Raw genomic sequence first — 12,304 nt, 5'->3', positions numbered from 1 at the left:
AAGGTAAATGTAGTTATTTATTCGTTTCTTTTCCGCCCTGCAGAAAGTTTAACATCCGCCACCAGCATATAATGGTCACTTAGATTTTTTACAAGGCGGTTAAACTGTATTATTTTAAAATCTTTATCTGCAAAAATATAATCGATACGTAGTGTAGGAGCCAGCCCAGTGAAAGTACGGCCCATGCCAAACCCTTTTTTAAGAAAAGCATCCTGCATATTGCCCTTCACAGTGAAATAAGTGTAGCTATTGGGCACATCATTCAGATCGCCGGCAAATAGGACCGGGTAGGGACTGTCCTTAACCAGCATTTTTATCACTTCAGCTTGTGTACTACGCAACGCAGAACCTCTACTCAATTTTGAAAAAATTGATCTTGAATTATCAATAACTCTATCACCCTTTGTGAGCTCATTAATATTTTCATAATCAGTTTTTTTCAGTTGTAATGATTGCAGATGGGTTGAATAAACCCTGATCGTATCATCATTCAACTTTATATCAGCATGTATCAGCGCTTCGGGTATAGAAGGGCGGGGATAGTGGACTATCCCACTGTCAATAATTGGATACATGGAAAAAATAACAGTGCTGTAAAAATGATTACCCCCATCTTCATCATACGAGAAATAATAAAACGGGTAACCGAGTTCCTGTTTTATATAGGAAATATTATCATAATACTCCGGGTTAAAAGAAGTTTGAAACTCCTGTAAGCATAAAATATCAGCCTGCTGCTGTTTGATCAGCTCCATCATCTTCAGGCGGGTCTGGCTGCCCTTGTTATTATTCTTTTTTATCTCAATAAACCGGGCCACATTCCAACTTGCAATTCTTAAGGTATCTGCTCCCTTTTTATTAGTAAATGTGCCAGGGTTATTAAATGCAAAAAACACAGTGATGTTTTTAAAAGCGATCAGCAATGCAATAACACTTATCCATGCAAGGCGAGGTTTAAAAACAAGCCATAAGATCATAAAGAAGATCACCAGCAGCAGCAATATTGGAAAACCTAAACCCAAAAATGTGATCCACCACCATTTTTGAGGGTTCAGCAGCGGTACAAGGCAGGACAATAAAAAGAAAAATACCACTGCAATATGGGCATAGATAAAAAATCTTTTTGTAAAAAGTCGGAAGCGGGTGGGCATTGGTGCAAGTTACAAAAGTCAGTGGTGAATGGTGAGTGGTAAGTGGCGAGTAGTTAGTGGGTTTACCCCACTCGCCATTCACTACTCGCTACTAGCTAATTACAACTCTTCTCCTGCTTTCTTCAGCAATTCCTTTTCTTCCTCAGTCAGGGAACTGTAGCCTTTATGGGTGATCTTGTCAAGAATCGCATCGATACGTTGCTGTGTGAGGTTCGGTTTTTTTGAATAAGGCTCGCCTTTTGATTTATAAAACAATTCGCTCTTAATTACTTTCCCTCGTTTGGGTTTTGAAGGATTGAAAAGATTATTGACCCATGCAAAGAAATTATTGATCCATGCGCCGATATCTTTATTTTTTCTATACCAGTACATATAAATAAACCCTATCAATGCACCGGCAAGATGTGCAATGCGTCCACCAGGATTGTCTTTCGGTATTGTAGCAATATCAATGAGCAGGTATAAGGTGGTAAGTATCCAAAGCGGAATACCGCCTGCCAGCATTGGAAATATTCTATAGCCCGGCGACATAGTTGTTGCTGCCATTACCAATGCCATGATACCGGCAGAGGCTCCTAACAGTACAGAACTATCCGTATGTTCTTTAAAAACCGGAAGAAAATTGTATGAAAGAAAAAAGAATAAGGCCCCTGCAAATGCACCGTAGATATAAATCGGGATAATGATCTTATCGCCACACAGATCTTTTAAGATAGTACCAAAACCCCAGAGCCAAAGCATATTTCCCAAAATATGCATCAGACCGAAATGCGTGAACATATAAGTAATGATTGTCCACGGTTTGTGTAAAAGGCTATTTGCATTTGCAGGAAGCATCAACTGATCTAATACCTGTTTCTCAAACATAGCTCCACCGGTTTCTTTTCCATGCACAAAAAAATAAACCAGACTGATCATCTGTAAGAAAACAAAAACAAGCATATTGATGGCGATCAGCATAAATACTGAATTGCCGGAGATATCAAATGTCCTGCGCCTTACATAACTATCGTACTCTGAATTATAATCTCGGTCGTAAATGCCCATAGGAATGTAAAATTAGTGAATAGTCAATAGTCATAAGTGAGGACAAATAATTTAAACAATTCTTTATTGACTTTAGTATAACGTTTTCCGGTTCCCTTTGTTCCAGATCATTACAATTATAAATCCGGTCAATGCCCCACCAAGATGGGCAAAGTGAGCAATGTTATCGCCGCTGAAACGGCCAAAACCACCAAAAAGATCCAAAGCAACAAATGCCATTATGGCCCATTTCGCTTTGATAGGGATAGGAATAAACATCATGTACAGTTCAGTATTCGGAAAGAGTAATGCAAATGCCACCATCACTCCCATAACAGCACCGGAGGCACCAACGGCAGGACCAATCCCATTTTGATTTACAATTTCCTGTGCTCTTTCCATATTCCCATTTTGAAATGCAGTATTTATCTGCGCCATTACATCTTCATACCTGAAATACTGAACTGCCTCGTGACAAATAGCTGCGCCGATACCACAGGCGAGGTAAAAAAATAAAAAACGTTTAGCTCCCCATACATTTTCCAATATCCGGCCAAACATCCAAAGCGTAAACATATTGAAGAAAATATGTAAGAAAACGATCCTTCCAAATGGATCATAAGATGCATGCGCAAACATATGTGTGGCAAACTGGTAAGGCTTGAATTGATCGACTTGTATTGTCCATAAGCCCAATTTACTTGTCAGGTCAAATTGTTTGTCATACATCAGTTGTGCCAGCCATACCAGCACATTAATGATGATGAGGTTTTTTATTATCGGGGGAAATGCTTCGGGCTTTGTAAAACGGAAATTGCTCATAAATGGTAAAGTTAAGCTAAGAGGGCAAAGGAGAAAAAGAGTTAAAGAGTTTTACAATTTCTCTTTTTCTCCTTTACTCTTTTAATCTCTTAGTTTCAATTGCACCACATTTTCTATATGATGTGTATGCGGAAACATATCTACGGGTTGAATTTTTGTAACTATATATTTTTCGCCCAGCCTATTCAGGTCTCTTGCCTGCGTGGAGGGGTTGCAACTTACATACACCACTGTTGGCGCAGCTATATCCAGAATTTTTTGAACTAATTTATCATGCATGCCTGCCCGCGGCGGATCGGTAATGATAACATCCGGTTTGCCATGCGTTGCAAAAAAATCATCGTCGCAAACTTTGATGACATCGCCTGCAACAAAAGAGGTATTAGTTAAACTATTCAAAGCAGCATTTTGCTTTGCATCTTCAATTGCTTCAGCTATCAATTCTACTCCTATTATTTTCTTTGCCTGTTTACTTACAAATATGCCAATGCTGCCGGTACCGCAATACAAATCATAAACAGTTTCTTTACCTGTTAGCTCTGCAAAATTTCTTGCGACCCGGTACAGGTTCTCCGCTTGTTTGGTATTGGTTTGAAAAAAAGATTTAGGGCTTATCTTGAATTTAAAATCTTCCAGCGTTTCCATTACATAGCCATTGCCTTTTACTACAACAGGATCCAGATCATAAAGGCTGTCATTGAATTTTGTATTAATGGTATAAAGCAATGTGGTAATTCCCGGCACCTCTTTCATTAAATGCTCCAGCAGCGGTTTTCTTTTTGCTTCATCATCCTCACCCATTACCAGGTTTACCATTACTTCGCCGGTGGTGGTAATGCGCAATAAGAGGGTTCTTAAAAAACCAGTGTGCAGTTTATAATCATAAAAACTATAATTATTTTTTCTTGCAAAACCGGTTATAGCTTTTCGTATGGCATTGGAAGGTTCGGCCTGCAGGTGGCAATGCTCTATCTCCACTACTTTATCAAACATTCCTTTTGCATGAAAACCCGAGGCTCCTTCTTCATTTATTTTTTCTCCTTTTACAAACTCTTTTTCAGGTACAAACCGTTTAGAGCTGAATGTAAATTCCAACTTGTTCCGATACAATGTTGTTTCCGCTGCGCCGAGTATCGGCATCATTTCCGGCAATGGTATTTTTCCGATCCTTGTAAGATTGTCGGACACCTGTTTCTGTTTATAAGAAAGCTGCTTATCATATGGCAACATCTGCCACTGGCAGCCGCCGCATACCCCAAAATGAGAGCAGAAGGGCTGTACCCTGTCTTTGGAATAATCATGAAACTGAAGCGGATAGCCTTCCGCCCAATCCTTTTTGCTTTTTAAAAGCCGGACATCTACTATATCGCCTGGCACAACCCGTTCAATAAATACCACTTTGCCATCCACTCTCGCCAGGCTTTTGCCTTCGGCTGCATAGTCCTCTACTAACACTTTCTCCAATACGATATTTCTGTTCTTTTTTCTTGCCACGGCGCAAAGCTAACCGTTTAAGGTTTAAGGTTCAATGTAAAAAGTTACCTGTAATACAACCTTTACTATGCAATCCGCCTCTTGCATACATCATCAACTTTAAACGTTAAACTCCTTAAACATTAAACTTGTAATTCCTGATTTTATATCTTTACCTGCTATCCAGCTATTCATACTTATGAAACAATTTTTATCAGTCCTTTTTCTTTTTGTTTTTTTATCCGCTTCTGCCCAAACCGATGGGTATGAAATAAAGGTCACGTTCAAACCCTTTAAACAGCAGTATATCTATCTCGGCCATTATTTTGGTGCTAAACAATACCCGATCGTTGATTCTGTTTTGCTGGATGACAAAAGCGAGGGAGTTTTCAGGGGAAACAATAAATTAGGTCGTGGCATTTACCTGCTGGGCTTTCCTAACAAAAGTGGTTTTTATGAATTCCTCATGGATTTTAATCAGCGGTTTTCTATAAATATAGATACCTCTAATAAAATTACCGGTTTGTCGTTTGAAAATTCAGACTACAACACAGAGTTTAATCTTTACCAGCGGTACATGGGCGAAAAGGGTTCAATTATTAACGGTACTAAAAACCGACTGGCTGTTGCTATTAATAAAGCAGATTCAACCTTACTGAACAATGAGATCTTAAAATTAGATATAGAGGTTGCTAAATACCGGGACAGTCTTATCAAAAAAAATCCAACAGGAATATTGGCCCGCCTGCTGAAAGGAATGGAAGAACCTATTATACCACCGGCTAACCTCCACCCCAAAGGAAAATATGATACTGCATATGCTTACCGTTATTACAAATCACATTTCTGGGATGGAGTAGATTTCTGGGATGACATGTTTGCCCGTACCACCTTCTTTGAAGGTAAATTGGACAAGTATTTTGAAACCGTCGTGGTTCCTTCGGCCGATTCGGTAATAAAAGAGATTGACTATATGATGGGCTTTGCTACCATCAGCCCCGACATGACGAGATTTATGCTGGCAAAATTTATTAACCGCTATTATAACCAGAAATACATGTGGGAAGATGCTGTATTTGTACACCTGTATGAAAAATACCTTGCCAATAAAGAATATCCGTGGATGAATGCAAATGGTAAGAAAATGGTTACAGACAGGGCTTACAACTTAATGTCAAATATTCTTGGTACGCCTGCAGCGGATATTGAATTACCGGATAGTACAGGTAAAAAAGTATCCCTCTACTCTGTTAAAGCTCCCTACACCCTGTTATGTTTCTGGGATGCTACTTGCGGGCATTGTAAAGAAATGATCCCAAGGATCGACAGCATCTATAATGCAAAATGGAAGGCGACTGGTGTAAAGATCTTTTCTGTTTCCAAGGAAACTACAGGCAATATAAAAGACTGGAAAGAGTTTATCCGTGAGCATAAACTGAACTGGGTAAATGTGTTTTATTCAAGAGTAGCGGAACGGGAGCGGATTACTGCAAACATTCCGGGTTATTCACAGTTATATGATGTGCAGAGCTTTCCTACATTATATTTGCTTGACAAAGACAAGCGCATCATTGCCAAAAAGCTCACATGGGAGCAAATGGATGATATACTTGATCTGAAACTGAAGAAGGGCAACTAACCCACACCTAAATTCATATTGTATGAAAAAAATTTTGTTTTCAGCAGTCCTGTTTTTTTTCTTCACAGCTGCTCACTCCCAATCATTATTTACTTACGGAAAGTATTCGGTCACTTCAAAAGAGTTCTTAAAAGCATTTGATAAAAATAATTCCCTTATCCCGGGAGCCACACGTAAGGCTGCTATGAAAGAATATCTTGAAGTATACATCCGCTCCAAACTGAAAATACGTGAAGCCTATGCAAGACGTTATGATACGCTGCCATCCATTGTAAGCGAAACACAAAACCTCAGGCTACAGATCGTAGACAACTATATGACCGATCCGCAGGCATTGGATAAACTAGCCAAAGAAGCTTTTAAACGCAGTCAGAAAGATATTCATGCTGCACATATTTTTATTGCTTTTGCAAATGATATGGCTGCCGCAGATAAAAAGAAAGATGAAGCAATAAAACGACTCAGTGCCGGCGAAGATTTTATGAAAGTAGCTGCTGATCTATCTGATGATCCTTCAGCTAAAAGCAATAAAGGTGACCTGGGTTATATAACAGTATTCACCCTCCCTTATTTTTTAGAAAATATAATATACACAACCCCGGCAGGAAAACATTCAATTGCTTTCAGAAGCAAAAGTGGTTATCATATTTTTAAAAACTTAGGAGAAAGACCGGCGATAGGTAAATTAAAAATTCAGCAGATCTTATTCGCATATCCTCCCGGTTCAGGTGAAAATGAAAGGGCTGCCGTAAAAAGAAGGGCTGATTCTGTTTATCAACTTGCAGTTGCGGGTGCTGAATTTTCAACTCTTGCCATGAGTTATAGCAATGATTATGTATCGGCGATGGCAGGTGGAAATGTACAGGCTTTCGGCATTGGACAATTTGAACCTGAGTTTGAAAAAATTGCTTTTAGCCTTAAAAAAGATAATGATATGAGCATGCCGTTTTCCACTTCACACGGATACCATATCATTAAAAGAACCGGAACTGAACCTGTTGTAAAGGACAGTAACAATAAAGAAAATATGACCCGGCTAAAAGCATTGGTGAATCAACTTGATAGAACTTCTGCTTCTCAAAAAAACCTGGTAGAAAAAGTAAAAAAACAGGCAGGCTTTAAAAGTTTCCCTTATAAAGCTGATGTACTGAAAGCATATACGGATAGCATAGTTACCAATTCCCGTTTGGGCATCGGTTCGCAACAGGATAAAAATGCGCCACTGTTTAAGATCGGCGACAGTACATTCCGGATACCTGACTGGATCGGTTATGTACAAGTATTTCGCATCAACAGCCAGGGTCATGTAAAATCACAGGATGAGTTGATGGAAGAATTTGTACAGGCAAATGTGATGCAGTACTACCGTGAAAATCTTGAAAAGTATAATGCAGATTTTCGTAACCAGATGACTGAGTTTAAAGATGGCAACCTGTTTTTTGAGATCATGCAACGGGATATCTGGAATAAAGCACAAACTGATGAAGCTGGGTTGAAAAAATATTATGAAAGTAACCAGTTAAAGTATAATTGGAAACCCAGCGCAGATGCAGTTATTTTTTATTGCAACAATGAAACAACTGCAACTGACCTATTCAATAAAATAAAAGAAAAGCCCGAAGGCTGGCAAACTACAATTACCCTGTTTGAAGAACAAGTATCTGCCGATTCATCAAGAACAGAGTTGGAAAATATTTCCAATAAAAACAAAATAGCATTTAAAGAAGGAATGGTGACTACGCCGCTGATCAATCCCAATGATAAATCAGCTTCATTCGCATGGGTTATAAAACTACATAATACTACCAGCCCCCGTTCATATGAAGAAGCAAAGGGCCTGGTTATAACCGACTATCAGAATATGCTGGATGAAAAATGGATAGCGCAATTAAAAAAGAAATACCCGGTAGTTATAAACCAGAAAGTATTCCAAACATTGAAGTAAATAAAAAGCCTCCTGTATCGGGAGGCTTTTATATAAGGCAAACAATCGTCAATCAAAATTTTTAGTTTGTCCTGCAGTTACAATCTGGGTATTTAATGAACCCCTGCGAAGACCATTTGTTCCATAAACAACAGTGGCAATTATTTTACAATTTGAAATATTATAACCAGCAGCATTTATTGTGAGATCCTTTTCCCATGTAGTGCCGCTTACCTGTTGCGCAACAGGAATATCATCTCCGAAAATATCGGTACCTGCTGAACGAAGTGTATTTTTATGAATGTAACCTGCTATCGGATCTGGACCATAGGTAGGCGCATAATAATTTACCTGTGACGCAACGAGGTTATCTTCCACCAGCATTACAACCAGTTTTAATGGCATTTCCGTAGTAATATCAAATTTCACTTTTGCTTTAATAGTAATGGTACTGCCGCTTACAGTTGTTTCCAAGCCTACTCCTACCGGGGCCCTTTTGGAAAGTTGTGTATTTAATTCTGTTGAAGTTTCAAGCCACTTTGCATCACGGTTTACGATCACGGTCGGGAAACTGCTTATGCCAAAAGCAGAGGCCAATTGCGATATATATAAATAATTATACGGATCGGAGCTTCCAGAAGGTCCGTGTATTCCCACAACAATGCAATTTGGGTTTGAGCTAGAATAAGTTTTTAAAGAAGTCCCTACTCTCGGGCAATAGCCACACCAGGTACCAGTGTAATCTTCTGTAAGTAATTTTTGAGTAAAAGGTGAAGGACCCGGATCAGTAGCTGTTACTGTTACATCCGGTGATGAGGCGCCACTTTTTGTTGCTTTAATTGTAATGTTTCCCGGTGTGCTGCTGTAAAATTTATTACTTGCGCTGGGAGTACCATTTATCTTGATAGTTGACCCGGAAGTTACATCCGTACCGTTTAGGTCTTTTACAGTTATTACCAGTTCATCAAAATTATCAGCCCGGATCGAACTCTTATTAACAGAAACAGTTAATCCACCCGCTGCAGGAGTGCCGCCGCCTGAACCGCCTTTTGAACAGGATTGGAGTGTGATTACGGTCAATGCTGTAGCAGCAATGATTAGTGAAAATAATTTTCTCATTTTTTAAAATTCTGGTTTAATATGAATTTGTTCTACAATCGAGGATGCCAAAAGTATTATTTTTCCGCCTCCAAAATGTAGCATTAATTCTACAACAATACGCAATGAAGAAAATAAGCATCTTTAGTTTTTTTGTAACGGTATTTTGCCTTAACTCTTTGGCACAGAACGACCTGCCTGAGGTAAGGATCAAAACACTAACAGGAAAAGAAGTAAATTTTAATAGCCTTGGAAATACCGGTGATACCGCAGTTATAATAAGTTTATGGGCCACCTGGTGCATTCCCTGCATCAACGAGCTGGAAAATATCAATGAACAGTACGAAGAAATCCAGAAAGAAACTCCCTTCAAGATCGCTGCCATTTCAATTGATGATTCACGAACATCATCCCGTGTAAAGTCATTTGTGGCCGGCCGCGGATGGACTTTTGATATTTACCTTGATGTAAACAGCGATTTAAAAAGAGCACTTAATATTAATGACGTACCGCATATACTGATCATTAAAAAAGGGAAAATAGTTTACCAGCATAATGGCTATGTACCCGGCAATGAAATTGAGTTATTCGAAAAACTGAAATCACTTTAATTATTATCTCAACCCAATATGAAGTCCTTTTTTTATACTCTTATCTGTATAGGAATTATTAATACCAGCTTTGCACAGCAAAATATTTTAAGCGGAAATTTAAGTGGAAGCTTTGAATCATACACTCAACTTTACCAGAAAGACGAAAAGATCAATGCTATTTTACCGCAGGACCGGGTCGGCTCGAACAACTACCTGAAACTCGACTATAACTACAAACAGTTTACAGTTGGTATACAGTTTGAATCTTATTTGCCTACTGTTGCTGGTTATCCATTTTCAATTAATGAAAGCAAGATTGCCAATAAATATTTTAAATACACTGCAAAAAAATTCTCTCTACAGGTTGGAGATTTTTATGAGCAATTCGGCAGTGGGCTGATCTATCGTAGCTGGGAAAACCGCCAGATTGGTATTAATAATGCATTGGAAGGAGTAAATGTACAACTGAAGCCAGTGGATTTTATAAAACTAAAAGTTGTATATGGACGTATGCGAAATGTTTTTAGTTACTCTAATTCGGTGATCAGGGGAGCTGATGTTGAATTTGATCTTTCACAAATAAAAAAATCAGAGATCCCGGCTAAAACAAAATTTGCATTAGGTTTCAGTTATGTGAGCCGCTATCAACAATATACAGGGCCTGATCCAAATTTTCCGCCGACAGCAAAAGCTGCTTCTGTACGAATGGATATACAGGGACAAGTTGCATCTCTTTCATTAGAATATGTACACAAGCAGAAAGATCCGCATGTGCAGAATAATTTTGATATGACAACTGGTAAAGCATTTTTGGTGAATGCTTCCTATGCAAAAAACAAACTGGGTATCAATTTAAATTTCCGCGGAATGGAGAACATGGATTTCCGTGGTGAACGGGAAGCTACCGGCTCAAGTATGCTGGTAAATTATATTCCTGCTTTAACGAGACAGCATGATTATCTCACCACTAATATCTATTTGTATAATCCGCAGGTATATGGCGAAATAGGCGGGCAGTTCGAATTGTTTTACAATTTTTCAAAGAAACCCAGTAAGAGTTCAAAACTTGCATTCAATTTTTCTCATTATCGTTCACTGGACGACCCGAATAACATCTTAAGTTTTGGTGACGAAAAATATTTCCAGGACCTGAACGTGGAGTGGAAAAAGAAATGGAACAGCAAATGGAATACGATATTAGCATTCCATAATGTATTTCATAACAAATCAGTAATTGAAGGAGGGGTGTATGATAATATTAAAGCAAATATTGTATTGCTGAACGCAACTTATAAATATGCAAGAACAAAATCATTCCGTTTTGAATTGCAGCATTTATCAACCGAGCAGGATAATGGGAACTGGGCAGCTGCTGTTGCAGAATTTTCATTTGCTCCGAAATGGATCGTTTATGCAAGCGATCTTTATAACTATGGTAAAACAGATCTGCACTATCCTGTTGTTGGCGGAAGTTATTCAAAAAGCGGAACCCGGTTTGGTCTTAGTTATGGAAGACAACGTGCTGGTTTGCTTTGTGTAGGTGGTGTTTGCCGGTTTGTTCCTGCTGCAAGTGGAATTACTGCAACATTGACCACAACTTTTAATTAAAGCTGCTTTACTACGTTTGCCACTACCTGCGGTTTTCCTAATGTATAATAATGCAACACGGGTACACCGGCAGCTTTCAACTCTTTTGATTGAGCCAGCAACCATTCTTCACCAACCTTTTCGCAATCCTCATCTGTTTTACATTGAATAATTGCATTTAACAGGTCAGTTGGAAGATCGACATAAAATGTACGGGGAATTATAGCAAGCTGTTTTTTTGAAGTAAGCGGTTTTAATCCCGGTATGATTGGAACAGTAATACCTGCGGCACGGCAATTATCTACAAATGAGAAGAATTTTTTATTGTCGAAAAACATTTGGGTAACAATATAATCCGCCCCTGTATCCACTTTTGCTTTCAGGTATTTAATATCTGCTTCCATATTGGCTGCTTCGAAATGTTTTTCCGGATAACCGGCTACACCAATGCAAAACTTTGTGCCGTTTGTTCCTTTTAATTCTTCCTCCAGGTAAATACCATGGTTCAGGTTTACAACTTGTTTTAAAAGATCACTTGCATACTTATGGCCACCAGGTTCTGGTTCAAAAGCAGTTTCATTTTTTGCCGCATCACCCCGAAGCACCAGCACATTATCAATGCCGAGATAGCTTAGCGTAAGCAATGCATCTTCCGTATCCTGTTTGGAGAAACCGCCGCAGATCAAATGCGGTACTGTATCTACATTATACCTATTCATAATTGAAGCACAGATGGCTTCGGTGCCGGGTCGCTTTCTTACAACTACTTTTTCGAAGCTGCCGTCAGTTCTTTTTTTAAAAACATGCTCACTGCGGTGATAAGTAACATTAATATAAGCAGGTTTAAATTCCATTAAAGGATCCAAATGCTTGTATAAGGCATCAATGCCTTTGCCTTTCAATGGTGGTAATACTTCAAACGATACTAAAGTTCCTTGTGCCTTGTTAATGTGGTCAATTATTTTCATTCTGCTAAATTGGCTGCAAAAAT

At 38.7% G+C, this 12,304-nt stretch carries 10 protein-coding genes; 4 read left to right on the top strand and 6 right to left on the bottom strand.

Translation table 11 applies throughout. From position 1 onward, the window contains the following. Window positions 1-17: 17 nt before the first annotated feature. The 4 genes from E6H07_06680 to rlmD form a co-directional block, all read right to left on the bottom strand. Window positions 18-1,151 (bottom strand): endonuclease/exonuclease/phosphatase, encoded by a 1,134-nt coding sequence (locus tag E6H07_06680; protein TMI65591.1) that lies wholly within the window; start codon window positions 1,149-1,151, stop codon window positions 18-20. 99 nt (window positions 1,152-1,250) lie between these two features. Next, entirely contained in the window at window positions 1,251-2,198 is a 948-nt protein-coding gene (locus E6H07_06675) for a rhomboid family intramembrane serine protease (GenBank protein ID TMI65590.1), read from the bottom strand. A gap of 72 nt (window positions 2,199-2,270) precedes the next feature. Beyond that, on the bottom strand, window positions 2,271-2,999 hold the full coding sequence (locus E6H07_06670; GenBank protein ID TMI65589.1) for a rhomboid family intramembrane serine protease: 729 nt from the start codon (window positions 2,997-2,999) through the stop codon (window positions 2,271-2,273). A gap of 81 nt (window positions 3,000-3,080) precedes the next feature. Continuing rightward, a complete protein-coding gene (gene rlmD, locus E6H07_06665; GenBank protein ID TMI65588.1) occupies window positions 3,081-4,493 on the bottom strand; it encodes a 23S rRNA (uracil(1939)-C(5))-methyltransferase RlmD in 1,413 nt (470 codons plus the stop codon). A 178-nt stretch (window positions 4,494-4,671) separates the two neighbouring features. Between rlmD and E6H07_06660 the strand changes: the two genes are divergently transcribed. Further along, window positions 4,672-6,111, top strand: coding sequence for a redoxin domain-containing protein (locus tag E6H07_06660; protein ID TMI65587.1), 1,440 nt, complete (start codon window positions 4,672-4,674; stop codon window positions 6,109-6,111). Window positions 6,112-6,133: 22 nt separating this feature from the next. Continuing rightward, window positions 6,134-8,056 (top strand): hypothetical protein, encoded by a 1,923-nt coding sequence (locus E6H07_06655; GenBank protein TMI65586.1) that lies wholly within the window; start codon window positions 6,134-6,136, stop codon window positions 8,054-8,056. 48 nt (window positions 8,057-8,104) lie between these two features. Here the strand turns inward: E6H07_06655 and E6H07_06650 are convergent, their stop codons facing one another. Continuing rightward, window positions 8,105-9,154, bottom strand: coding sequence for an Omp28-related outer membrane protein (locus E6H07_06650; GenBank protein ID TMI65585.1), 1,050 nt, complete (start codon window positions 9,152-9,154; stop codon window positions 8,105-8,107). A 104-nt stretch (window positions 9,155-9,258) separates the two neighbouring features. On the opposite strand from E6H07_06650, the gene E6H07_06645 reads away from it, so the two are divergent. Together E6H07_06645 and E6H07_06640 are read left to right on the top strand one after the other, a co-directional pair. Further along, window positions 9,259-9,744: a TlpA family protein disulfide reductase gene (locus E6H07_06645; GenBank protein TMI65584.1), complete on the top strand. Its 486-nt coding sequence runs from the start codon at window positions 9,259-9,261 to the stop codon at window positions 9,742-9,744. 18 nt (window positions 9,745-9,762) lie between these two features. Further along, complete coding sequence (locus E6H07_06640) at window positions 9,763-11,334, top strand: hypothetical protein (GenBank protein ID TMI65583.1); 1,572 nt, start codon at window positions 9,763-9,765, stop codon at window positions 11,332-11,334. Here E6H07_06640 and metF read toward each other — a convergent pair. Continuing rightward, window positions 11,331-12,281: a methylenetetrahydrofolate reductase [NAD(P)H] gene (metF, locus tag E6H07_06635; GenBank protein ID TMI65582.1), complete on the bottom strand. Its 951-nt coding sequence runs from the start codon at window positions 12,279-12,281 to the stop codon at window positions 11,331-11,333. The genes E6H07_06640 and metF overlap by 4 nt on opposite strands. Window positions 12,282-12,304 lie beyond the last annotated feature (23 nt).

The sequence above is a fragment of the Bacteroidota bacterium genome, from assembly GCA_005882315.1.
Classification (GTDB): Bacteria; Bacteroidota; Bacteroidia; order Chitinophagales; family Chitinophagaceae; genus VBAR01.
Note: the sequence above shows the minus strand (reverse complement) of the source record. Positions and strands in the feature narration are given on the sequence as shown.